General features: G+C 59.3%; 22 protein-coding genes. 14 read left to right on the top strand and 8 right to left on the bottom strand.

The window, feature by feature from the left end; all coding sequences use genetic code 11:
• The first annotated feature begins 102 nt into the window (after nucleotides 1-102).
• From ACSQ3G_RS29000 to ACSQ3G_RS28990, 3 genes are all read left to right on the top strand, one after another.
• A complete protein-coding gene (locus tag ACSQ3G_RS29000; RefSeq protein WP_436112746.1) occupies nucleotides 103-489 on the top strand; it encodes a GreA/GreB family elongation factor in 387 nt (128 codons plus the stop codon).
• A 169-nt stretch (nucleotides 490-658) separates the two neighbouring features.
• Nucleotides 659-1,177: a hypothetical protein gene (locus ACSQ3G_RS28995; protein ID WP_436112745.1), complete on the top strand. Its 519-nt coding sequence runs from the start codon at nucleotides 659-661 to the stop codon at nucleotides 1,175-1,177.
• A 336-nt stretch (nucleotides 1,178-1,513) separates the two neighbouring features.
• Nucleotides 1,514-2,038 (top strand): GreA/GreB family elongation factor, encoded by a 525-nt coding sequence (locus ACSQ3G_RS28990; RefSeq protein WP_436112744.1) that lies wholly within the window; start codon nucleotides 1,514-1,516, stop codon nucleotides 2,036-2,038.
• Nucleotides 2,039-2,800: 762 nt separating this feature from the next.
• Here the strand turns inward: ACSQ3G_RS28990 and ACSQ3G_RS28985 are convergent.
• Together ACSQ3G_RS28985 and ACSQ3G_RS28980 are read right to left on the bottom strand one after the other, a co-directional pair.
• Complete coding sequence (locus ACSQ3G_RS28985; RefSeq protein WP_436112743.1) at nucleotides 2,801-3,001, bottom strand: hypothetical protein; 201 nt, start codon at nucleotides 2,999-3,001, stop codon at nucleotides 2,801-2,803.
• A gap of 125 nt (nucleotides 3,002-3,126) precedes the next feature.
• A complete protein-coding gene (locus ACSQ3G_RS28980) occupies nucleotides 3,127-3,831 on the bottom strand; it encodes a 5-formyltetrahydrofolate cyclo-ligase (RefSeq protein ID WP_436112742.1) in 705 nt (234 codons plus the stop codon).
• Nucleotides 3,832-3,938: 107 nt separating this feature from the next.
• Here ACSQ3G_RS28980 and ACSQ3G_RS28975 point away from each other — a divergent pair, with 107 nt between their 5' ends.
• Together ACSQ3G_RS28975 and ACSQ3G_RS28970 are read left to right on the top strand one after the other, a co-directional pair.
• The gene (locus ACSQ3G_RS28975) at nucleotides 3,939-4,838 is read left to right on the top strand and encodes a LysR substrate-binding domain-containing protein (RefSeq protein ID WP_436113225.1); all 900 of its coding nucleotides are present in this window, start codon (nucleotides 3,939-3,941) and stop codon (nucleotides 4,836-4,838) included.
• A 29-nt stretch (nucleotides 4,839-4,867) separates the two neighbouring features.
• Entirely contained in the window at nucleotides 4,868-5,998 is a 1,131-nt protein-coding gene (locus tag ACSQ3G_RS28970) for an HPP family protein (protein WP_105403739.1), read from the top strand.
• A gap of 11 nt (nucleotides 5,999-6,009) precedes the next feature.
• Here ACSQ3G_RS28970 and ACSQ3G_RS28965 read toward each other — a convergent pair whose 3' ends face one another.
• Nucleotides 6,010-6,429, bottom strand: coding sequence for a hypothetical protein (locus tag ACSQ3G_RS28965; RefSeq protein WP_436112741.1), 420 nt, complete (start codon nucleotides 6,427-6,429; stop codon nucleotides 6,010-6,012).
• Nucleotides 6,430-7,135: 706 nt separating this feature from the next.
• Between ACSQ3G_RS28965 and ACSQ3G_RS28960 the strand changes: the two genes are divergently transcribed.
• From ACSQ3G_RS28960 to ACSQ3G_RS28945, 4 genes are all read left to right on the top strand, one after another.
• A complete protein-coding gene (locus ACSQ3G_RS28960; RefSeq protein WP_436112740.1) occupies nucleotides 7,136-7,540 on the top strand; it encodes a GFA family protein in 405 nt (134 codons plus the stop codon).
• A gap of 319 nt (nucleotides 7,541-7,859) precedes the next feature.
• Complete coding sequence (locus ACSQ3G_RS28955) at nucleotides 7,860-8,048, top strand: hypothetical protein (protein WP_341353566.1); 189 nt, start codon at nucleotides 7,860-7,862, stop codon at nucleotides 8,046-8,048.
• Nucleotides 8,049-8,493: 445 nt separating this feature from the next.
• Nucleotides 8,494-10,506 carry a methyl-accepting chemotaxis protein gene (locus ACSQ3G_RS28950; protein ID WP_436113224.1) on the top strand — a complete coding sequence of 671 codons (2,013 nt, stop codon included), beginning with the start codon at nucleotides 8,494-8,496 and terminating at the stop codon, nucleotides 10,504-10,506.
• A gap of 627 nt (nucleotides 10,507-11,133) precedes the next feature.
• Entirely contained in the window at nucleotides 11,134-11,532 is a 399-nt protein-coding gene (locus tag ACSQ3G_RS28945) for a transcriptional regulator (RefSeq protein WP_436112739.1), read from the top strand.
• Between the two features lie 404 nt (nucleotides 11,533-11,936).
• Here the strand turns inward: ACSQ3G_RS28945 and ACSQ3G_RS28940 are convergent, their stop codons facing one another.
• Together ACSQ3G_RS28940 and ACSQ3G_RS28935 are read right to left on the bottom strand one after the other, a co-directional pair.
• Complete coding sequence (locus tag ACSQ3G_RS28940; RefSeq protein ID WP_436112738.1) at nucleotides 11,937-14,030, bottom strand: ATP-binding protein; 2,094 nt, start codon at nucleotides 14,028-14,030, stop codon at nucleotides 11,937-11,939.
• A complete protein-coding gene (locus ACSQ3G_RS28935) occupies nucleotides 14,027-14,770 on the bottom strand; it encodes a response regulator (protein WP_105403734.1) in 744 nt (247 codons plus the stop codon). Before ACSQ3G_RS28935 ends, ACSQ3G_RS28940 begins: the two co-directional genes overlap by 4 nt.
• A 214-nt stretch (nucleotides 14,771-14,984) precedes the next feature.
• Between ACSQ3G_RS28935 and ACSQ3G_RS28930 the strand changes: the two genes are divergently transcribed.
• The 5 genes from ACSQ3G_RS28930 to ACSQ3G_RS28910 all read left to right on the top strand — a co-directional run bounded on the left by ACSQ3G_RS28930 (nucleotide 14,985) and on the right by ACSQ3G_RS28910 (nucleotide 21,221).
• The gene (locus tag ACSQ3G_RS28930; RefSeq protein WP_436112737.1) at nucleotides 14,985-16,007 is read left to right on the top strand and encodes an ABC transporter substrate-binding protein; all 1,023 of its coding nucleotides are present in this window, start codon (nucleotides 14,985-14,987) and stop codon (nucleotides 16,005-16,007) included.
• Between the two features lie 118 nt (nucleotides 16,008-16,125).
• Entirely contained in the window at nucleotides 16,126-17,154 is a 1,029-nt protein-coding gene (locus ACSQ3G_RS28925) for an ABC transporter substrate-binding protein (RefSeq protein WP_436112736.1), read from the top strand.
• Nucleotides 17,155-17,220: 66 nt separating this feature from the next.
• A complete protein-coding gene (locus ACSQ3G_RS28920) occupies nucleotides 17,221-19,443 on the top strand; it encodes an ABC transporter permease (protein WP_436112735.1) in 2,223 nt (740 codons plus the stop codon).
• Complete coding sequence (locus ACSQ3G_RS28915; protein ID WP_436112734.1) at nucleotides 19,440-20,501, top strand: ABC transporter ATP-binding protein; 1,062 nt, start codon at nucleotides 19,440-19,442, stop codon at nucleotides 20,499-20,501. Before ACSQ3G_RS28920 ends, ACSQ3G_RS28915 begins: the two co-directional genes overlap by 4 nt.
• Nucleotides 20,502-20,582: 81 nt before the next feature.
• Nucleotides 20,583-21,221, top strand: a complete 639-nt coding sequence (locus tag ACSQ3G_RS28910) for an HAD family hydrolase (protein WP_436112733.1) — start codon at nucleotides 20,583-20,585, stop codon at nucleotides 21,219-21,221.
• 191 nt (nucleotides 21,222-21,412) lie between these two features.
• On the opposite strand, the gene ACSQ3G_RS28905 is transcribed toward ACSQ3G_RS28910, so the two are convergent.
• From ACSQ3G_RS28905 to ACSQ3G_RS28895, 3 genes are all read right to left on the bottom strand, one after another.
• Entirely contained in the window at nucleotides 21,413-22,042 is a 630-nt protein-coding gene (locus ACSQ3G_RS28905; protein ID WP_436112732.1) for an RES family NAD+ phosphorylase, read from the bottom strand.
• Nucleotides 22,039-22,818, bottom strand: a complete 780-nt coding sequence (locus tag ACSQ3G_RS28900) for a hypothetical protein (protein ID WP_436112731.1) — start codon at nucleotides 22,816-22,818, stop codon at nucleotides 22,039-22,041. Before ACSQ3G_RS28900 ends, ACSQ3G_RS28905 begins: the two co-directional genes overlap by 4 nt.
• A gap of 395 nt (nucleotides 22,819-23,213) precedes the next feature.
• Entirely contained in the window at nucleotides 23,214-23,357 is a 144-nt protein-coding gene (locus ACSQ3G_RS28895) for a hypothetical protein (protein WP_436112730.1), read from the bottom strand.
• Nucleotides 23,358-23,906 lie beyond the last annotated feature (549 nt).

Here is a 23,906-nt window from a genome sequence, read left to right as displayed (position 1 = left end):
GCGACAATTCTTCCAGAACAGTCACCGCATGCATGGAGCCCCATGTCTGTAACGGAGGTTTCGCGAACAATGTCGCAAACTCATCCCTCTCCGAAGTATCAGATGTCCGTCGTCGGTGCATCGGATTACTCGTCACTCATTGACCTAGCTTACGCTGCCTTGTCGAAGGATTACGATGTCGCGGCTGAATTGGTTGGCAAGCTTGAGAAGAGCCTCGTCGTGCCTGACGGACAGGCACCACATGACGCTGTCCGTATTGGTTCCACCGTCACCTTCGAGGTCGAAGGCGGATTCCGCCGCACCATCAAGCTCGTCGATCCCGATAAGATCGACGTCATCTTGGCTAGAATATCGGTGCTGACTCCGATCGGGGTGGCACTCCTTGGCCTTCGCGAGGGGCAGTGCAGCCAGTGGTTCTCTCGTGACGGCCAAGCCCATCACCTGACCGTGGTTTGCGTTGTCCAGGAAGCCGCCGACCTGGTGCTCTAAATTCCATCGAACATCCGCAACCCTGAGGACACCAATGATCTTGCGCAACAGCAGACACAGAAAACACCGAGGAGGTTGTCTCACCGCAGGCCCGTAGCCCTGTGCCGCCCATCGGGGTCGGCACAGGGCGTTCCTGTTGAACCAACATGGACATCCAAGGAGACCTACGATGAATGCGTCCCATCTGCCTCTCATACTCTTCGACGAGGACACCGCTATCCTGCGCCGTTTGCTCGATGACACCACTGTGTTTCATCGGGCGAAGGCTTTGATACGACGTAAAATCGCAACAGCTCGTGTGGTTGACGCGTCGAGCCTTCCTGGAAATGTCGCGACGATCAACAGCCGAGTCGCCTTTCAAGTCGGAAGTGACCTGCCGACCACGGCGGATCTCGTAGACACCGTGCAGTCCATCAGGCTGTTCCAGGATATCATCCCGCTACGCAGCCTGGTGGGGCTCGCTATTCTAGGTCTCCAGGAAGGCGACGTTGCAGTCTTTGGTCCTCATCAAAACCCGAATGCGACGCTTTCACTCAAGCGGGTTCTCCACCAGCCGCAGCGGGGGCTAAGGGCGATCTTCGGATCCGCACTCTCGTCAGCGCCCTCGGGAGCCGCACGCGGTGCCGGCCCTTCAGGTAATTTCGAGCGAGCTGGGATTTTCTCGCTTGGGAGCGAGGCAGCGCGATGACAAATCCTTCCTTCTCCAACAACAATCCTACCGGCGGAGCTATCCATGTTCAGCTCCACTACGACCACCTGAGCGGAACTGCACACGCGTGGTCGACCGTCTTCGACGGAGTACTACCCTCGCGCTATCCGAATCGCGAAGCTGCAGCCGATGCGGCTCGCACTGTGATCGCAAGGATCATTTCAAAGGACGACCCCAAGAAGCCCATGCGAGACATTCGTATTTGGCTGCGCTGACGCGGCCTACAGCATTGCGTAGCCAACAATGAGCATAGCAGGCCGGCGAGTTGCCCGCCTTTCGGTCACCTCCATGAAATGTGTGCTGGAGAAATGAACTATGTCCAGGGAAGTATTCTGCCAACTGACGGCAGGAGATGCCAATGTCCTGATGTCGATGCTCGAACAGGAGGCCGACCGGCCGAGTCCGTTTTCGATCCTGCTTCGTGAGAAGCTGAATCATTCGGACGTATACTTTCGGGAGGATATACCCCCGAATGTGGTGACGATCGACACTCAGGTCGCTTTTACCGTCAACGGGTTGAGCATCGGACCGCAAATTCTTGTGCGGAACGCAGAAGGGCTACTTCCCAGTTTCGCTCTCTCGCTTCATTCGATGCGCGGCCTCGCGATACTCGGCCTCGCCGTCGGGCAAAAGACCGAGTTTTCAACGGACGACGGGCACTCTGAGGTACTTTCGGTCCAGCACATTCTGTTTCAGCCTGAGGCTGAAGCGCGCCTAAAGCAGCTCGGACAGCGTCTCATCGAACCGATCGACCATGCTCCGCAGGTGGTCAGCTTCCGGCCGCGGCCCAGGAGAGCCGTAGTTTCCCGTGACGATGATCCTGATCCCAGTGCTGCATGATAGGATGGATCCACCCGAGGGCCGCCAAAGGAATTCCCGCCGACGACGGACAATAGTAATACCAGCCGAAACTCTTGGTGAGCTTTAGAAGGAGCCGGGCTCCGGAATCGTGCCTTTCTGCTCCAAGAGCAACGGCATCCGCAGCGGTACGATGCCGGATTTCCTCATGTCGTCCCGCTTGAAGGTGTTGGTGGCCGCAATAGTGTGGATGGCATTGCGGCGGGCATAGGTGATCGCCGCGCGGAACTCTTCGCACCTGATAGTGCGCAGGATTGCTTTCCCCGCGGATGCGGCAATGGAAGGCGTCGTAGCTGTATGACCGCTTCGCGCATGGCCCCCGGCGTGCCGGTGGGGCCAATCAGTTCCACTTGCAAGTCTCACCCCGCGGCGCATTTGGCCCGTCCGTCCGAATACCCCTGAAGCTTCGACAGGTGCGGTTCCTCGCCATCGGACGTATTGCGCATCCGGTGGCCCGACCGGTAAGTTTTCGGATCTGTCCACTTCGCCCGGAGAGCCGCTTTCGGCTCGCCTTATCGCACAGACCATTAAGCACCTGGACAGAGCGGCGTTGCCATATCAGCACGCTGCTGTTCGTGCTTGGGCCTGAACGAGCGGTACACCCACCTTCCCGCCTCATCTTTCCGCCGATACACCGCTTCCAGCCAATGAATCGAGTCATCGACGGGCAGGACGGGGTACCAGGCATACCAATGCGACCAAGCCAGTTGCGGATATTTCCGGTCCGACATTATGTCTTCGCTCCTATACCTGAAGGCCGCCAGTAATCGAGAAAGAGGCGACAAGACTGACCGCGGAAAGCCCCGTGCTGAGCGCGGGGCGCAGGTAGCGCCTGGCTATCGGGGAGCCTGCGAGGCCGAGTGCGAAGACGAGGCTTCCGATGACCGAACCGCAATGGGCAAAGGAAAGCGTGACCGTCATCAGCGCCACGCTGGTGGCGACCATTGTTGTAATGGATGTTTGTGCGGCGGGATTTGTGTCTCGACGAAAGATAATGAGGAACGGATGCCACGCAAACGCGATCGCAGCGGCCAGGCAAAGCGGTGCCGTCCACTAGGCCGGTACGACGATCATTTTTCGCCTTCCAGCCTGAGCGCCGCGTCTCGGCCTGGGCGAACCCGCACCTGAACATCGGTCACGATCGCATCCATAGGGATGTCATGGGCTTGCGGGCGAATGCTCTCGATCTCTTGGAACTCGAAGCCGACTCCGATTTTGAGGGGTGGCGGATCCAGAGCCGCTAACGTCCGGTCGAAATAACCGCCACCGAAACCAAGGCGGTAGCATTGCGCGTCGAACCCGACGAGCGGCGCGATGATAATGTCGGGACGTCGCACCTGCCCATGGCGAGGCACGGGGATGTTCAAAACCCCTTGTTCAAGCTCCTCACCGACGCTCCAGGTACGAAATGTCAACGGTTTCCGCCGTTCCGTCACCACGGGCAGGAGGCCGATCGCCCCACCTGCCGATGCGGACACGAGCCAGCCCCGCAGATCCGGTTCTCCCAGAAATGGCCAATAGAAGCTGACATTCCGGCCGCCCAGATTGGGCAGAAGCTTATCAAGATGCTGCCTGAGCAGGAGGGTTCTGCGTTGGCGTTCCTCAGAACTGAGAAGTGTGCGCAGATCGATCAGCCGGCGGCGCTCATCTCTTCGCCACGCGTTGATGGTCGCCCGGTCTACCCCCAGACCCATATAGACTGGATCGACTTCATGCATCAGACAAGCAGGAGACGCGTAGGCTGCTGGAAGTTCTTTCTCGTTTTCATTGCTCATCGGCTCATTCTTTTCGCGCTGGCGTGAGTTTGCCCCTAGGATCAACCTTGAATGATATTCGCATTTAGGAAATGATAGCGCAGCATCATTCGTTTGGCGAGATCAACGTGGACCCGACATCACTCGAAATTTTTCTTGCTGTGGCTTGTGAAACAAGCGTCACGCGTGCCGCAAAAAAGCTTGCCCGCGCTCCTTCGAATGTTACCACGCGCATCCAACTGCTCGAAGAACAAGTCGGGGCGCAGTTGTTCAGCCGCGAGGGGAAAAAAATGACATTGACCCGCGAGGGCCGGACGTTTGTGACCTACGCGCGACGGCTGGTTGCACTTGCCGAAGAAGCCCGTCTTGCGATGAAGAACATGGCAACCCTTCGAGTTGGTACCATGGAGAGCACAGCCGCAAGCAGGTTGCCTCCGGTCCTTGCTCAGTTCAATGAGAATTGGCCCTCGGTGTCTCTGCAATTGACGCTCGGCGCTACTCAAGACCTTGCCGCTGCCGTTATTGCAGACGAACTGGACTGCGCGCTTGTCGCGCGGCCGCCGCGAGACCAAACCGACAATGCGGTCTCCTTCGACCGCCACGGGCTGCTCCACGTAACGCCGATCTACCAGGAAGAACTGCTTCTTATTCTTCCTCCCAACCACCTGCCGGTCCGGGACGCCAGTGACATCCGATCACGGCAGTTGGCGGCGCTTGAGCCCGGCTGCACCTATCGCCGCGTTGCCGAACGGTGGGTAAGGCTGACGGCCGATCTCCCAACCCTTGAGGTGGGCTCCTACCATTCCATGTTGGCCCACGTCGTTGCAGGCAATGCTGCCGGCGTCATACCCCGCTCCGTTTTGGATGGCATGCACTGGAGCGCCGATATCGAAGTTCATTCGCTGGGGCCGGTCGACACGTTGCTGATTTCGAAGAGGGACCGGAGGTCCGCGACGCTTCAGGGTCTTGAAGCGATTCTCGTCAGTTCCGGCGCCGCTACACCGGGATCGTCGGCTCGTCCCTCCTAAGTTCTCACAAACTCATCACCAGGTTTTGCATGTCATCTCCCAAGCAAGAAGACGCCGCTCGAAGGCGAGCTCGCCTCTCATTCCGCTTGTTCTATCCAATCCTCGCCGGCGCCACCCTTCGAGATAGGCTTCTTGCATGCCTGGGTGCACTCGTTGCCATCGCACTGACGGGTATGCTCTGCGGCGTTCTCTTCGGAGAAGGCGCTCATTTGCCGCTCATCGTTGCCCCGATGGGCGCGTCGGCGGTTCTACTTTTTGCCGTGCCTGCCAGCCCGCTTGCGCAACCATGGTCGATCGTTGGCGGCAACACGATATCGGCTATCATGGGCGTTCTTTCTGCAAGCCTGATAAACGATCCGATCATCGCAACAGGTGTCGGAGTATCACTTGCGATTGCCGCAATGTCCTTCACGCGCTGCCTGCATCCGCCCGGGGGCGCCGCTGCACTCACGGCAGTCCTCGGCGGGCCGGTGGTTGCAAGTTGGGGGATGCTCTTTCCATTCGTCCCAGTCGCGCTAAATTCATGCCTGCTCGTAGGCGTAGGCTTGCTGTTTCACAGACTGTCGCGCCACAATTATCCGCATGTCGTTCCGCAACCGGCAAACGTGCATCGCACTTCGGACCCGGCGCCCGCGCAACGGGCCGGGTTTCGGGAGGAGGATATCGATGCGGCGCTTGCGAAGCTGAACGAAACGTTTGACATCGATCGTGCCGATCTGGGCCGGGTATTGCGGCAGGTGGAGCTTGAGGCGGTCTCGCGCGCCAACGGCGACATCCGATGTGCGGATATCATGTCGCGCGATGTCATTGCGATCGATATCGATGCAACAGTGGAGCAGGCTCGTTGGCTTCTCTTAAATCACAACGTTCGGACCCTGCCAGTCAGGGGAGCCGACAGGAGCCTTGTCGGCTCAGTCGGCTTAAGGGAGCTCGCCTTAGCGTCCGGCTCGTTGGAGCGGCGGATCTCTGAGGCGACGACCGCACGATCCGACGATGTCGCTTTCGGCCTGTTGCCCGTATTGACCGATGGCCGCACGCATGCGGTCGTCATCGTAGACGATGAACGGCGGATACTCGGATTGATCACGCAGACCGACTTGCTTAATGCGGTCGCCAGGGCACTTCCGCGTGAGCAAAGGCTTGCGACCGCGGCGGCGTAGTCTCAGAAGCTTCAGCGCAGGCCCAGGTAGGCAATGAGACAGGCGACTGACAAGGCAACCAAAAGCGTTGGCCTCAGACCGTCCAAAAGAACTGCGAATAGCAGGCCACTGGCAAGCGTCAACGCAGCGCGCAGCACATCCGTATCCGCAATGGTCAGGGCCAGGGCCGTCAGAAAAACGGCGCTGGCGACCATCGTCAGCGGCGAGGTTGCTTCGGCTCTACCGTCCGCGCGAACGTATGGAACAAGGAACCGGCGCACGCTGAGAGAGAGTGCGGCAGCAAGTAAAAAACAGGTCAGGATATTCGTCAAATTGTGCCCGCCGCAGGAATTTTCACGGGCCAGCCATGCAAACGCCATGCCACTATGGCGTTCTTCAAGGTCTGGAAGTTGCGGCCCCGCAAGGTGCGGCGGCGCGACATCTCCGACCATCGGCTCAGACCCGCGTGCACAAACAATGGTCGTAGGCCGGTCAAAAAATAATCAGTAGGGCAACCCGAAATGGTTTTGGCCGCTCTCGACAGATGGTGCCCCAATTTTACCACCAAGCCATCCGAAGTGGTGAAACCTCCTTGCAGCAAATTTTCGGTGCACCCTCCCGCACCTCCATCTGCGAATTACCTGGGAGCAGGTCGCCAAGATTGGTGGGGTGCCGATGTTGCCGTCCCTGCCACCACCTCTTGCTAGCGCGGCTACGGATATCTGCCTGTAGAGGCCGAGGACGCCTCCGCCTAGCGCCGTTTGCGGACACGAAAGAGCCCGCGCGTACCCCCGTGCGCGGGCTCTTCCTAAGCCGGAGACTCTTCTACGCTCGGCTTAGGGATAATGATGGTAACCGGGATGATAGAGGCGACCAACCCACCAAAAGGAACTAGAGCAAATGGATCGCTTGACTGAAAGGACGGTCAGCGCCATAGGCGCCGACCGCTGAGATTGCTGGTTGGGGGTAAACTGCACCTCTCAGATGCGCATTACATCCGCTAATCTCATAAGGGTCAAGTTGGCCATTTGACCGACGCTGGCGAGTTGAGCGCCTGCACGTCCTTGCTATCAGAATCTATCGAAACCAGTATGATGGCGCCTGCTGAAGGAAAGGTTGTAACCACAACTTTCCGATGAGGATGGAGGAGGAGTTCCGTTGAAGAGAACAGCGATGTGTTCGTGCGGCAAACTTTCTATCATGACCTCCGGCACACCAAAGAAGGTCTCCATATGCCATTGCGACGCCTGTCAACGCCGTACCGGGTCAGGTTTTGGGATAGCGGTGTTCTTTGCGTCTGAAGCGACGGAAGAGCACGGCCACGCATCGGTCTTCAGACGGATCGGCGACAGTGGAAAATCTATCGATTTCCATTTCTGCCCCGCTTGTGGATCAACTGTCTTTTGGAAGCCTGAGTTGCGACCCGGCTTGACCGCCGTCGCTTTCGGCTGTTTCGACGACAGGCAGGGCCTAGAGCCGTCTCAGTCGGTCTACAATGATCAACGTCATGCGTGGCTTTCACTCGAAATCGACCACCGGACTTTGGAAAATAAGGACGGTTGATAACCCTCCCTCGGTGCTCGGTGCTCGGTGCTCGGTGCTCGGTGCCCGATTACGCGATTTCCAATGGGCGCCGTAAAGCTTTTGGAATTAGCGAGCCGCCTTCCGTGGGTGCGGCCGCAGTTCGCCGACCCCACAGGGCCGTGGTTGCCCGGTAGAGAGGTAAGTAGTGGCTTTGCACACCGGAGCTTACCCGCCACAGTCTTCTTGGATGGCTGCTTTCTCCTCTAAGGATTCCTGTAGCGTTAACACAGGTGGCGGGTAGGCATTGTTTGCAGGGCTATGGTAGAGAAGGCTACGGGCATTTGATAACGGGGAGACCATGACCAACCGCCAATTGACGATCCTCTCAATAACCCTGGCAAGCTGCATCGCTTACCTGCTGATCATTCAGACCATCGTTCGTCCTGGCTGGCATCCGAGCTTCCCCGGCGTTTTAGCTGACCCCGTAATCATCGCAATCTGCGCCATCGGACTTTTCAAGGTCTGGCGCAGCCGAGACGCATCCTAAGGGGGTCGTGAGATCTTGGAGACAATTGCGACGGGGAGACGTACCGTCGATGCCGAGCCACGTGCTGACACAGCACGTGATCGCTGGGCACTACAACTTCTTGCGCCGGCGGCGGATCCTTCGTGTGGATACATTGAGTGCAGAGCTGGTTAAGGTGACCTGCAGGTAGGTCTGGGTACGGTCGTCAGCCCGTTTCCATGTGCGGAAGCAAGCCTCCGCTGGTTGCTGGCTAGTCGCCTGCGCCGATTGAATGGCAGCCGTTCGTGCGCTTGTAACCTCAACGGAAACTTAAGCAATCTGTCATAATTCTAATTGATCACCTCCTTGCAGAGCGTGTGAAGACGCATTTGAGTTCCCCATGAATGTGCCGCTGGGATACCTTTGCCCAGCTCGTTGATCAATTGCGTCGCCGGGCCAGAGCGTTCGGCACGACAGGAGTGTTATGATGCCGTCAAAGCCTTTCGCCCGCATCAGTGCCAAGCTGAGCGTCATGTCAGCCGCCGGCATTCTGATGGTTTTGGCCCTGCTGGTGTCGGTCTTGGTTGGCGGAGCCTCGGTCGATAGGAGTTCCGATTTCGGTCGCTCGCAACTGGTTATTTCCCGTGACCTGGTCGATGCGAAAGCATCGTTACGTGGCATGATGATAGGAATGTTGGACCTGCGCCTCGCGGAGACATCGGCAGAGGCAATAAAAGCGCGCCAATATGTTGCCAAACGATATGAGTCGGTCACAAATTATCTGTCGAGTGCGAGCGCCCATGTCACGCTGCAGGCGAACAAGGACCGGATAGCTGCGGTCACCGAGCTGACCCGTCAGTGGATGACGGAGTATGAAAGTCTTTCGAAGGCTGTCGGCACAAGATTTGACAGCCCCGCCAAGGCTGCCGAGGTTTCGAGAGAGGGAAAGTCTGCTCAAGGCAGGCTCTTGGTCATTGCCGATCAGATCGGATCGTTGCTCGACGAATGTGTGAATGCGGCCAAAAGCAAGGCGGACGAAGCGGCAGTTCAAATGCGGGCCGCGTCGCGCTTGGCGCTCCAAATTAGCCTTGGAATGGGCTTTCTTGTCGTCGCAGCGCTTCTAGGATCGGCAATCTTTGGGTCGAGGGCGATCGCCCGCCCGATCAATCAGTTGACAGCAACTATGAAGCAGCTTGCACACGGCGACCTGGATACGAGAATACCATTCGCGCACAGGGCGGACGAGATCGGCGATATGGCTACCGCAGTCGAGGTGTTCAAGCAAAACGCCATTAAGGTGCGTCAACTGAATGCCCAGGAAAGTGCCTTGCAAGCCAAAAGCGCCGATCTCTCCTCGAACATTTCCATTGTTGTCGCGGCGGCGGTGGCGGGCGACTTCACGAAACGAGTTGAGAAGGCCTATGACAATCCCGATCTTGATCGTTTCGCGACAAGCGTCAACCAGCTGGTAACCACCGTGCACGAAGGCGTCAGTGAAACTCAACGCGTTGTTGCGGCATTGGCGCAGGGTGATCTCACCGATGAAATGCATGGGGAATTCCAAGGGTCTTTCGGCGAGCTTAGGCGTGATGTGAATTCGACGATGGGCGGCCTGCGAACTGTCATGGACGAGGTGAGGGCGGCGATAGACACGATCAATTCCGGCACTGACGAATTGAGCAACGCCGCTGGCGACCTGGCCAGACGGACGGAACAGCAAGCCGCTTCGTTGGAGGAAACCGCAGCGAGCCTTGAGGAAATCACAGCCGCTGTAAAGAATTCGACAGGTCGAGCGGCGGAAGCCAGTCAGATGGTAGGCGAGGCTCGAAAGAGCACGAACGAATCGAGCGCAGTGGTCACAGATGCGGTATCTGCCATGGGTCGTATCGAACAGGCCTCGAACGAAATCGGCCAGATCATCAGCGTCATCGACGAGATTGCGTTTCAGACAAACTTACTGGCGCTCAACGCCGGCGTCGAGGCTGCGCGAGCCGGTGAAGCCGGAAAAGGCTTTGCAGTTGTCGCACAGGAGGTTCGCGAACTTGCGCAGCGCTCCGCTCAGGCTGCAAAGGATATCAAGAGTTTGATTACCCGCTCAAGAACCGAGGTCCAGACGGGCGTAAGATTGGTAACCGAGACGGGTGACGCATTGAGCGTTATTCAAACGCAGGTGACAAAGATCAACGACCACGTCCATTCCATCGCAACCGCTGCGAAGGAGCAGACAATCGGGCTTTCCGAGGTTAATACCGCTGTCAATCAGATGGATCAGGTCACGCAGCAGAATGCGGCCATGGTCGAGCAGGCGACCGCAAACACCCGCCGACTGGCAGAAGAAGTCGTTACGCTTTCCCGGCTGATCTCCCGCTTCAAGGTCAGGCCAGAAGCGGGTAGGGCGATTACTCTTGCCAGAGCGGCCGCGCCTCATGCGCCCTCGGCTTCGCCAGCGCGTGGGCTGCATCAGACGCTGGTAAAGGCCGTGGGTGCGAACGCTCGCTGACGGACTAATAGGGGTGTGAAGGGCTTTCACCATCTTACCTACCACCACAGCCTACCGAGTTCGTAGCCCCGATCGAGACGGCAATGAAATAGCGGTCGAAGTTACTAACGCTGGTAGCGCTCCAATGCGGGAGGTAACGGCGAGTCGCAGTTGGTGCCCGCCTGCTCATCTTGACCTGCGGCCGCCAAACGCGAGTGGTGAGGACGCGATGGCTGAACGTGCCCGAACCTCTCGCTGCGTGCTGACGGCGGAATTGGCTGCTAGTCCAGGTAGTGCCGCAGGCTGATCAAAAAGGGTCTTGGCGCATATCGGCAGCCGAGTATGGCCGTAGGCCTGGCCCGCTCGATTGATAGGGGTTATCTGGCAGGGCTTCTCGCGATGCTGAAAGCGTCGCCGGAACGTCACCGCAGATACCGGCCTCTCAAATACAAATCCGAGCTCGATCGGGGGAGACATGGATCTCAAGTCCGTTGCGCAGGATCTGCAGGACGAGGCAATGCCATTCCTTCTGGAACTTCCGAAGTTGGCAGATCCGGGACGTCTTTCGCCGGCAAACAACAGGGCGCGGCGTTGTTGACACCGCCGATCGAGCAGGAGACAAATGCAGCGGCTTTACACGAGACCATAATGGCCGACGATATGAATACGATGACAGATGCTGACACGCCGACGGTTGCGGCGCCCGCACCGAAAAAGGAGCGCAAACCTCGCGCCAAAAAGGCGGCGCTTGAGACGGCCTCAGCCGCAGTTTCGGCGCAACCGGCAGCGGCTTCAAGTGCCGCAGCGGTCAAGCCGAAGAGAGGACGCAAGGCAAAGTCCGACGAAGGTGCGCCAAGCGCCAAGCGTGCGCCTGTCAAACGTGCTCCGAAGGCCGTGCCGGCAACGACCGCTCCGTCGGTGGCGGCGGTTGACGAGTTTGCGGATCTCCTGCAGCTGGAAGAGGAAAACCAAAGACTGCGCAAGCAGCCGGCCGAGAAGCTGCGTGCTGAAAATGCCGATCAGCGAAAGCGGTTCAAGCTCGGTTGATCGGCAGCCGTCGGTCACCGTCGCCGTCGGAGGCGATATTCCCGGCAGCCTCGACAAAGGCGAGACTGGGCAGGGTTCCCGATCGTGCTGTCGATCTCTCAGACGGCCGACGACAGTTTGCCAGCGGTAACGACGTCATCGATCTGCTGGCCGACATTCTGCACCTTGGGTTCAGTACATCAAGCTTCCCTTTCGAGCCGCAGAACCCGCACGAGCTGTGCCTGGGGCGGTCCGCCTCCGCGCCGCTGAACAGCTAAATCGAGCTCCTTTCTACCGATGTCACTGTCGAGGAAGTAACCTTCTTCGCGGCACCAAATCTCAAGCGCGCCCATCACCATTCTTTGTACGAAATCTTAACATCGGCGGTGATTATGAGTTTTCCCCCGCTTTGCGTAAAGCCAGTTTCAGGCTGGAAACAAAAGCTCGACAACCGTTCCCTTGTCCGGCAGCGATGCGATGCGAGCGTCGCCGCCGCTTTGGCGTACGAACCCATAGACCATTGCCAGGCCAAGACCCGCACCGCCCTCTGCGTCGCGGGTCGTAAAATAGGGTTCGAAAGCCCTGTCGACTGCCTCCGGTGTCATGCCGATGCCATCATCCGTCACGCTGACGCTGACGCCGGGTTCGCTCCGGGAACAACGGATAAGAATTGTTCCACCAGTCGGCATAGCCGCGGCGGCGTTGAGGCAGAGATTGAGGATCGACTGCTCGAAGAGTGCGGTATCGATACGGACGGTGGGCAGGTCGTCGGAAATTTCGAACGCAAGCTGGCACTTTTCGCCGACGGCAATTTCCAGCACGTCGGCCATACCCCGTAGCACCACGCCGATTTCCACCACGTCAGGGTGGATTGGCTGCTGGCTGCCAATGGAAAGCATACTGCCGGCGAGGGACCGGCCGCGGTCGGCAGCTTTACGGATGCGAGCGAGGTGTCGCTTTTGCCGGTCGTTGAAGCCTGTTTCGCGCTCCAGGAGGCCGAGGCTGCCGGTGATGATGCCGATCATGTTGCCTACCTCGTGGCTTACCTGGTGGGTCATGCGCATAATGCCGTCAAGGCGCTGGATTTTTGCTGCCTCAGCCTCCTGCCGGTCCATGTCTGTAATATCGCGCGCCAGAAGGACTATGCCGCCGTCTGGTTGGCGAGATAACGACACTTCCGTCACCCGGCCCGCTTCAGCGCGGTGGCGGAGCACAGACTGGTCGCGAAGTAGGCCGGCATCGTCGTCGTCTGGCAGATCGGCCGGATCGATCTCCTGCAGGGGTGCGACGAACCTTCGGAGCGGCAGTTTTCTCGCTGAACCGGACCAGCCGATCAACTCGATGACGCGGCGGTTCATCGTGATCGGGTGCCCACGCGGATCGAACAGCGCGATTCCCTCATTCATGCTGCGGAACGTGGAGCGGATGGTGCGGGCCGCGGCTTCGGTCGTGCGCCGTAGCCGCGTGACGCGCTCGACGCTCTCGCGGAACGCACGGAAGGCTTCGAGCAGGCGCACCAGCTCCGTTTCCGTGCCGTTGTAGCTGGGGGTTTCGACGTTTGTGCCCCCTTCGGCAAGCGCGTTCATGCCGTTCGAAAGGGAGACTATGCCGCGCGAGACTCGCATGACGGAGCGGATCGAGATCGCGGCCATTGCCAACACGAGCAGCGAGCCGACGGCGACGGTGACGAGAATGCGGCTCAAGGCGTCGGAGGTCGAGACGAGGTCGTCACTGAGGCTGCGGGCAACGGCCTCGCTTTGTGTTTCCGTGGCATGGGACAGATCGCGCGAGACGGTGTGCAGACGCGAGACCGCGGCGCGAATGGCGAACATTTCGAAGAGATAGCGCGTCTGTGCCTCGAAGATTCGTTCGTAAGGTGCAAGTTCGGCCGCGGCGATCCGTATATCGGGCGCAGCGCGTTCGAGGCGCGGGGAGGTTTCCAAGACGTATCGGCGGCGCAACTCGCCGAGCTGGAAGAGACTGTCCGAATTGGAGGCGGATTGCACTATGCCGTTCAGGCGAGCGCGAAAGTCGGCATCCGCGAGGCCGCTGCCAGTCGCGATCTCGCCGAGCGCGGCCGCAGCCTCCGCCTTGTGCTGCTGTGCGGAGTCCGCATCGCCCGCAAGCGCCGTCGTCTGCGTGCGGATCGTTTGGAGCAGTTCGACGATCCGGCTGTTCCCAAAGCCCTCCAGGACGGCCCCGTCGCTCTCAGGTTGGATGGCGCGCAAAAGACCATCGACCTGAAAGACGATCGAACGGCTTTCGCTGGAGACCCGGTAGGGCGATGAAGCGTTCATCAGGAAAGGTGCGCTAGAGACGAGATCGGAAACCTGTCGCGAGACCAGCGAGGTCTTGGCGAGACTAGAGAACGCCTGCAAGCTATAGGCGGCCATCTCTTGGCGCGTCCGCTCCAAGCTGTAGACGGCGATTGCCGCCAAGCTGAACACGAGCACGCAGATGCAGGCTATGGCGAAGGGAAGGCGAAACGCGATGGAGGAAAGGAAGGGGCGACCGATCACGGTTCGATCTCGCCATCGTCGGTGGCCAGGACATAGCCTTTGCCACGCCGCGTCTTGATATGGCGCGGCAGGTCCGGATTGCGCTCGATCTTGCGACGCAGACGCAGCACGAGCACGTCGACATTGCGGTCGACATAGCGCTCGCTTTCCGCACCGCCCAATCGGTCAAGAATATGCGCCCGGCTGACGGGAATGTTGGGTGTCTCGGCGAGAATTTGGAGCAGCGCAAATTCGGCGCTTGTAAGCGACTTGCCGGGGTCGATGTGGCATATCGCGCGACGGCGCTCGAGGTCTACCGACCAATCACCGAGCTTCAGGGATGTGGCTTCGTGCTCTCGCTCGCTTTCCCGCTCCGGTTTCAGCCAGGGGATCGTTCGGCGCAGGACCGCCTTGATACGGGCAGTCAGTTCAATGGGCTCGAAGGGCTTGACCACATAGTCGTCTGCCGCAGTTTCGAGGCCGAGCACGCGGTCCAGGGCGCTGCCGGCGGCCGTTACCATGACAATACCGATATTGGTCTGTGCGCGCAGGCGCTGCGCAAAAGTGCGGCCGGACGTGCCCGGCAGATTGTGGTCTACAAGGACAAGATGGACGGTTCTGCGCGAAAGCACGGTCGCGGCCTCTTCAGCCGACCGCGCGGTGAGAGGTGTCCACCCTTCCGCCTCAACGAGGTCGGAGATAAGTTCAGCCATGTCCGGATCGTCCTCGACGATCAGGATTGTTATCCTCTCGTTCAACACATGCACGTCCTCCCGTATGTATTATACGCAGAGCCGTCACGATCTTCAAAGTGGGCGAATGTTGCGCGGTCTGTCACATTTGTAACGGTTGTCATCTTTTCCGCGGCGACACCGCTTCCGCTGTAAGAACCGTAATCATTCTTCGATTGCGCAAGACAGCAGATGTGACATCCTGACTGCGGAGATTGGGACGCAAGTCCAATGGGAGGAAATTGTGAGAGGTATCACCGCTTTCAGCGCGGTAGCAGCTTTGTGGCTGGCGACCGCCAGTGCCGGCATGGCAGCCGTGTCGCTCACCGTTCTGTGCGGTGCGGACGAGATGTGGTGTGCCGCGATGAAGACGGCCTATGAGGCGAAGACCGGTCTCGAAATTTCCGTTACCCGCAAAAGCACCGGCGAAATTCTCAAACAGATCCGCGCGGAGAAGACAGCGCCTGTCGGCGATGTCTGGTGGGGCGGCACGGGCGATGCCCATCTGCAAGCCGGTTCTGAAAATCTTCTCGAAGCCTACCAGCCGGCCCATGAGCGCGACATGTTGCCCTGGGCGCAGAACTTCTTCGTCATGTCCGGCGGCCGCTCGGCCGGCATTTATGCGGGGGCGCTCGGCTTCGCTTACAATGCCGCTCTGCTGCGGGAGCTAAAGCTGCCCGCGCCGACCTGCTGGAAGGACCTCACGGACATCGCTTATCGTGGCCGCATCCAGAGCGGTAATCCGAATTCGTCGGGCACCGCGTTCACGATGCTTGCGACGTTGGTGCAGCTTTTCGGCGAGGACGAGGCCTTTCGGTATCTCGCCGCGCTCAACCGCAATATCGAACGTTACACGCCTTCGGGGGCAGCCCCCATCAGGGCGGCTGCGCGCGGAGAAACGCTCATCGGCATTTCGTTCATGCATGACGCCGTCACGCAGAGACAAGTGGGTTTCCCCCTCGTCATCGTCGCACCCTGCGAAGGCACTGGCTACGAGATCGGCGCCGTCAGCATCATCAAAGGTACAAGGAATATCGAGGAAGCAAAACGCTTCGTCGAATTTGCGCTCAGTCCGGAAGGGCAGAGTACGGGCGCGGCGTCTGGGCAGAACCAAGTGCCGTCCAACGCGAAATCTAGCCTCCCGGTTGCAGCCCCGGATATCTCGATGATCAAGATGGTGGACTATGATTTCGCCACCTTCGGCTCGCCGGATGAACGAAGTCGGCTGCTGCGCAGGTTTGACGCGGAAATCGCTGCGACAAACTGAACTAGCCCTTTAGGCAAAGCACAAATCCGAAAACATGTACAAGCCGCCGCAAGTGGGCCGATGGCCCTGCTGTGTCTTGTTCGCGCGGAAATCAGACCAAGGTAACAGGAGGATGCCCATGAAAATGAAGACCCTTTCCCTCATGCTCTTCGCCGGCACGGCGATCGGCGCGTCACCGGTGCAGGCGGCTGGCGAGCTCAACCTCATCTGCTCGGCAGACGTCGTGATCTGCGAGCAGATGAAGGGCGATTTCGAGAAGGCGCATAACGACGTGAAGGTGAATATGGTCCGCCTGTCGTCCGGCGAGACCTATGCCAAGGTACGCGCCGAGGCTCGTAACCCGAAGACCGACGTCTGGTGGGGTGGCACGGGCGACCCTCATCTCCAGGCGGCGTCGGAGAATTTGACGCTTGAATACAAATCGCCGAAGCTCGATGAACTCAATGACTGGGCGAAGAAGCAGGCCGAAAGCTCCGGGTACAAGACGGTCGGCGTCTATGCTGGCGCGCTCGGCTGGGGTTTCAACACAGAAATCTTCAAGTCTAAGGGCTACAAAGAGCCGGTCTGCTGGGCCGACCTTCTGGCACCGGAACTGAAGGGCGAAATCCAGATCGCGAACCCCAATTCATCCGGCACCGCATATACGGCGCTCGCCTCTCTCGTGCAGATCATGGGCGAGGAGCGGGCCTTCGACTACCTGAAGACGCTGAATGGCAACATCTCGCAATATACCAAGTCGGGCTCGGCACCGGTCAAGGCGGCAGCACGCGGCGAGACGGCGGTCGGAATTGTCTTCGTGCACGATGCGGTGGCGCAGACCGCGGAAGGCTTCGCGGTCAAATCGATCACGCCTTGCGAAGGCACAGGCTATGAGATCGGGTCTATGTCGATCATCAAGGGCGCCCGCAACCTCGACAGTGCGAAGGTCTGGTACGACTGGGCGCTGACGGCGGAAGTCCAGTCGCGAATGAAGGATGCCAAGTCCTTCCAGCTGCCTTCCAACAAGAGCGCCATCATCCCGAAGGAGGCGCCGCGCTTCGAGGATATGAAGCTGATCGACTACGACTTCAAGACTTATGGCGACCCGGCAAAGCGCAAGGCCCTACTGGAACGCTGGGATCGCGAAATCGGCGCCGCCGCCAACTGATACCCTGATCGGAAGCGCCTGCCTCACAAGGCGCCTCCTCCTCACACTCAAAGAGCGAGGTCAGCCATGAGACATGGCAATCGCAGGCTGGACATGGTCCTGGTCCTGGGCGTGGTAGCATTGACGCTATTACCTTGGTATCGAATTGAGAACGGCTTCCTGGGGCTCGGCTGGCTTGCCGGTTTCCCCCTTTCTCCGGAGGCTGCCCCTGCCGTCGTGCAGATGGTTGCTCATGGCCGGCTGTGGCTTTCCGGTGCACTCGTGCTCCTTTTCCTGGCGGTCATGGCTCGAACCATGGCAGATCCGATGCGCCGGGGCGCCCTTCTCGCCTGGATCGGTGCGATGGGCGTTCTCTTCCTCTCGCTCCAAGGCCTCGCCATCGGCTTTTCCGGCTGGATCTGGACAGTAAGTGAAACGCTCTTCGGCACGCTCTCGAATGGCCAACCTTCCATGGGAGCGGGTGCGGTCCTCTCGGCCATCACGTTCGCGCTGCTCTTCGCCTTCGGCCTTGCCGAACGCGGTGCTATGAAGGGGGATGCCTTCGTCGTGAGCGCGATCACGCTGCTCGTCTTTCTCGTTGCCGTCTTCGTCTTCTACCCGATCGGCAGCATGTTCGTCGGTTCGATGCAGGATCTCGACGGCTCGTACCATGCGGAGAACTTCATCCGCAACATGCAGGATCCGAGCATCTGGAGCCTGAACTGCCTGATCGGTGCCGGTCGCTGTGGCGTAGCCTGGCGCACGTTCTGGCTCGCCGTCATGACCGGCCTCGGTTCGACACTTCTGGGCCTCGCCTTCGCGCTCGTCGCCACCCGCACGCGTTTTCCCTTCAAGAAAGGCCTGCGGCTGCTGACGATCCTGCCGATCATCACACCACCCTTCGTCATCGGCCTGGCGCTTACGCTGCTCTTCGGCCGCGCCGGCGTCGTAACGCAGGTCCTGTCGGACCTTTTCGGCATCGAGCCCGGCCGCTGGCTCTACGGCCTCACCGGCATCTGGATCGCGCAGGTCCTGTCCTTCACGCCGATCGCCTTCCTGGTGCTCATCGGAGTCGTCGAGGGCGTCAGCCCGTCAATGGAGGAGGCCTCCACGACGCTGCGAGCCGACCGCTGGCGCACGTTCCGGCGGGTGTCGCTTCCGCTGATGAAGCCCGGTCTCGCCAACGCCTTCCTCATCGGCTTCATCGAAAGCATGGCCGACTTCGGCAACCCGCTGGTACTCGGCGGCAGCCACGGCGTGCTCTCGACGGAAATCTTCTTCGCCGTGGTCGGTTCGCAGAACGATCCGTCGCGCGCGGCTGTCCTCGCCATGGTGCTGTTGTTCTTTACGCTCTCGGCCTTCCTCGCCCAGCGCGTCTGGCTATCGGGCAAGAACTACGCCACCGTCACTGGCAAGGGCGATAGCGGGTCGCATATCGCGCTGCCGCGCGGGCTGTCGATCGGTGTTCATGCCATGGTTATTCCGTGGATCCTCTTCACGCTCGTCATCTACGGAATGATCCTGATCGGCGGCTTCGTGAAGACCTGGGGTCTCGACAATTCGCTGACGCTCGACCACTACGCCAGAGCTTTCTCTATCAGCTTCGAAAACGGGATTGTCGGGACGGGCGTCGCTTGGAACTCGTTCTGGACAACGATGGAGATCGCGTTGGTCTCCGCCCCGCTGACCGCCGCCGTCGGTCTACTGACAGCCTATATCATCGTCCGCCAGAAATTCGCCGGCAAGAATGCCTTCGAATTCGCCTTGATGATGAGCTTTGCCATTCCCGGCACGGTCATCGGCGTCAGCTACATCATGGCCTTTAATCTTCCGCCCTTGGAGATGACCGGCTCGGCACTGATCTTGATCGCCTGCTTCGTCTTCCGCAACATGCCCGTCGGTGTGCGCGGCGGGATCGCTGCGATGAGCCAGCTCGACAAGAGCCTGGATGAGGCCTCCCTGACGCTTCGGGCCAACAGCTTCCGCACGGTCCGCAAGGTCATCCTGCCGCTCTTGCGCCCGGCCATTACCGCGGCGCTCGTCTATTCCTTTGTGCGCGCAATCACTTCCATCAGCGCAGTCATCTTCCTCGTTAGCGCCGAGTACAATATGGCGACCTCCTACATTGTCGGTCTTGTCGAGAATGGCGAGTACGGCGTGGCCATCGCCTATTCCTCCATGCTGATCGTCGTGATGATCACCGTCATCGCCGGCTTCCAGTTCATCGTGGGCGAACGGCGCCTGCGCCGTGAAAACCGCGTCGCCGGCCTCGCCACATTCGCTACCCCTCGCCAGGAGAAAATCGCATGATCAACCATAAAGCCGGTTCCGTCGTCTTCCAGAACGTGCGCAAGACGTTTGGCGCCTTCACTGCCATTCCGGGCCTCTCGCTCACCATCGAGCGCGGCACGCTCGTCACCCTGCTTGGCCCCTCCGGCTGCGGCAAGACAACGACGCTGCGCATGCTTGCCGGCCTCGAACATCCGTCGGCCGGAAAAATCCTCATCGGCGGCAAGGACGTCACCATGCTGCCGGCCAACGAGCGGGACGTCTCGATGGTCTTCCAGTCCTATGCGCTCTTTCCGCACATGAATGCGCGCGACAACGTCGCCTACGGGCTGGAATCGTCCGGTCTCGGTCGTAAGCAAGCGCGCGAGAAGGCGGAGGAGGGGTTGGCCCTTGTTGGTCTTGCGGGCATGGGCCATCGCCTTCCCGCCGAACTATCCGGCGGCCAGCAGCAGCGCGTTGCAGTCGCGCGCGCACTGGTGCTGGAGCCGCAGGTGCTGCTGCTCGATGAGCCACTATCCAACCTTGATGCGCGCCTGCGCCGCAAGGTGCGCACGGACATCCGCGAACTCCAGCAGCGCCTCGGCTTCACGGCCGTGTATGTCACGCACGATCAGGACGAGGCGCTTGCTGTGTCCGACCGCATCATCATCATGAAGGATGGCGAAGTCGCTCAGTCTGGGACCCCGCGCGATCTTTACGAAGCGCCGGCTTCTGCATTCATCGCCGATTTCATGGGGGAGGCGAATGTCATCCCATGCGAGGTGGTCGGCATCCATGGGCAAAATGCTGAAATCCGCATTGGTGGCTTTCAGCATCGCGTACCGGCGGGCAAGGCAACGCCGGGTGCGGCGATCCTTGCCGTTCGTCCTGGCGCGATCGCACTCTCTGCGGAACCTGGGAACGGTTTTGCCGGTCGCATTCTGCATTCCGCATACCTCGGAGATCATGTCGAGTATGAGGTCGAAACCGACTTCGGCACCCTCTTCGTCGTCGACCCTGCGGTCGATCGCATACTACCGGCCGCGTCCGACGCTACGCTCTGTTTCCGAAGTCGCGGTATCGCACTTATCCGCACATGAGCGCTTCGGGGGTAAAGCAGTGAGCCAGTTGTATCGAGCCGTTGCGTCACGTCAACGTCCCGATCGGACGAGGGAACAACCATGATTGATATTCGAACGCTTGAACATAATTTCGAGGCCGTGATTTTTGATTGTGACGGTACACTTGTTGACACTCCGCCTATCTATGCGGACGCATGGGGAGCCGGCTTTTCACTGTGCGGCAAACTGATGGACCGTGCATGGTATTTGGTGCGGGCCGGAATGTCCGAGGGGGTGCTGATGGACGCGTTTGAGCAAGAATTCCGCGTCGTGCTCGATCGCAAGGCCGTCATCGCCACAATGCGGTCGCGCTTCCTTCAAAATGTACATACTGTGCGCGAAGTTCGTCCGGTTGCGGCAACCGTTCGTCGGCTGGCCACTTTGATTCCCATGGCTGTTGCTTCTGGCGGTTCGCTCGAAGTTGTGGCAGCGACGCTACAAGCGACCGGGCTTCGGGAGTATTTAGACCACGTGGTTACGATTGATGACGTGGTAAATCCAAAGCCGGCGCCGGATCTGTTTCTGCACGCGGCCGCTTTGCTCGGAGTGAAACCGGCTCGGTGCGTCGTGTTCGAAGATAGCGAACAGGGCCTTGAGGCCGGTCGACGGGCGGGTATGAGCGTCATTGACGTGAACCGTCTCGATCGCGATGAGCAGGGGCAAATAAGCGTAGGCAGCGGCTTCCCGCGGGATGGTTGACGCGAATTGACATAGGCAACAACTAGTCACGCCGCCTGACACGCCGCTGGCCTCTCGGGTGGGCACCTCTAAATAGGCAACGACCACAACCGATGTGCTCGTATTTGACTGGGTTTGGGACGCGGCTGCGTTGTCGATTCGCCTTTTCCTCCTACAGCCGCTGGTAGGGTCGGAAGACTACACCAAAGCGATTACAGCACGAGGGTGATATCAACGCGCGCGGCGAACGTAGCAACCTGCCGCATTTCCCCGACGTTCGAGTAGATCGCGACTTTGCTGATTTCCCTCAAATCGGTCTCGGCGACGCGATCTCCAAACAGGAGAACCGCCTGCTGTGGATCACAGCGTTTCGACGTCCAGATCAGGCCATGCGCGTCCGGCCGGCTCTTGTGGATGGCCAAGGCCCACTGCGCAGTGATGCGATAGTCAGCGGCTGTCGTATCGATGAGGTCTCCTCTGCTGACGCCCCACCTCGCAAGATCAGGGGCGAAAAGAGGAACGAGAACAAGATCACGCTTCACCTCAATGACAGAATGGGCAAGGGGCCTGATATTGTCGACGCCAACGGTCTTGTTCGGCTCGTCAATCGGCACATCGTGAAAGATTGTCTCGTGGACGGCGCATTCGTAGTCGGTTGCCAGATACTGCGTGGGGATAGCATCGCTGCCCAGGAACAGCGGGGCAAAACGGCTGGGGCGCCCTTTGCCGGGATTGAAAGAGCAGCTTGCGAAACGCTGTTCATGGACTCTGTGGAACCTCGTCCGAGCCTTGATCTCACGAGAGTTCGAGGCCGGGAACGGGGATGGAGGGGTAACGATCATCCGGCGATATATTCCGCCTCGCGAGATGCGGCGGTAACCGCGGCATCGCCGTCTTTCAACACGTCGACAGGGCGCTTGCCAGCAAGCCATCCATTGGGAGAGGTGAACCAGAATGCCAATTGCCAGCTGGACTTTTTCTCGCCAAGTAGGACAAGCACTCTGGCGATGCTTTCAATGGGCTGCCCCTCCTCGAACTGAAAGGCGGGAAAGTACTCGACGCCGCCATGCTTGATCGAAAATACCTTTCCCTTCATCTTCCATCGCGACGCCGTCATGCTCTTGTTTTTGGACCCATGTCCGGCAACGTCCGCCAGATCCTTGCTCGTAAAGCTCGGCCATTCCCCGAAAAACCTTGCTCTTGCCTTGGCATTGCTGTCGTAGAGCACTCTTTCAACCTCGGCATTGGGAGGCGTGCGCATATACACCGACACTAGTGCGTCTATGGCGTCATCGGTCAGTTTTCTCTGACGGGCTTCCACGATTGCCGGAACATGCTCGACGATATCGCGTATCGTCTCCCGTACTGCCCGATTGGGGCTGTCGACCAGCAAGACCATCATGTCATCGACATCGGTTTCAGGCGTGGAGTGCATGGCGCTCGCCATTGCTCTTCGCAGTTTCGCGCCAGTAGATGACACTCGCGGCTTCGCTGCCGGCTTACGCTTCTCTAACTGCGCACCCGACCTCTTCTCGCTAGGAGCGGAATCCATCTCGATCTGCAGCGCTTGAGCGAATTCGGCGCCATCGTAGACGCGAAGGCCGTTGGTAGAAACCATGTTGATGCTCCCGGATATTCTAGTTATCAACCTGATATGTAACCTATATCACTCACGGGTCGTTTTCAAGTACTGCCTCCCGTGGCGGCAAAGCGCAAATGCAACGGAGAATCGGGCGCCTTTCAACCGCACGCACAAGACGACAGATGCTGCACGAACCACCCCCGGTGGGCGCGATCGACGACATTGCGGAGCTTCTACAACTCGAAGAAGAAAGCAGGGATCTGCGCAAGCCAATTTTCGAAAAGCGTCGGGCCAAAAATGCGGGTCTGCGAAAGCGACTCCATCTCGGTTGAGAGGAGAAGGCATGCGCGCCTAGCCGCGATGTCATGTCGGCGAGGTCACGGCCGCTGACCGGTTCGCGCTCGCTTCGTGCATGCGAGCAGAACGAGAGATCAATGAAACTGGGATCCACCTTCCAGCCCATGTTCGCAGGCTGCCGCAAGTAGTGTCGCACCATCCGCTTCGATCTCTTGCGAGACTTGGATCGCGCCGTCGCGTTCGGTCCAGTCATTTCCACCACGGGTGATGATCTTCACCTCGTTCGACCTGAAATGGATTGCGATCCGGTAGCCGTCCCATTTAAATCAAATGCCGGTCGAGCCCTGACGGCGGCCTCGCGTTCAAGAGAGCCAGGTTCGGTTCGAACGCCGGTTGGCCGGAAAAGTGGCCACATACTACGGATGCCGGAGTTAAAGCGAAGTCACACTGCCCAAATAGCCGCCCGTGTGTTCCATAATAACACGTTACGCCTCAAAGGCGTCCTTCAACGACTTGAGCCATCATGTGGGGTGCCGCCGGTTCGGGTCCTCTCAAGAACTTGGATTCCTTCCATTTGTCAAAAGCTGCTCGGCTTGGCGGTGTGATGGAAAGATGCACAATTTTGTTTTCGCTTCGCTCCGGATACCCCTCCGCTGAGGATCAGCTAAGCCAGTTCCGGTGCCAATGAGCGAAGGTTCAGCAGTGCCTGCGTGACCTCACACCTCCTCCATGCCGCAATCCGGCGTGCTACCTTGTTTTGGTTCTGGTTTCAATCAGTCGCCATGTGGATTTCAGATAGTCATTCCTTGACTTTCAATCAGTCATCT

The sequence above is a fragment of the Neorhizobium tomejilense genome, assembly GCF_964254135.1.
Lineage (GTDB): Bacteria > Pseudomonadota > Alphaproteobacteria > Rhizobiales > Rhizobiaceae > Neorhizobium > Neorhizobium tomejilense.
The sequence above is the reverse complement of the archived record's forward strand: the minus strand, read 5'-3'. Positions and strand labels throughout refer to the sequence as shown.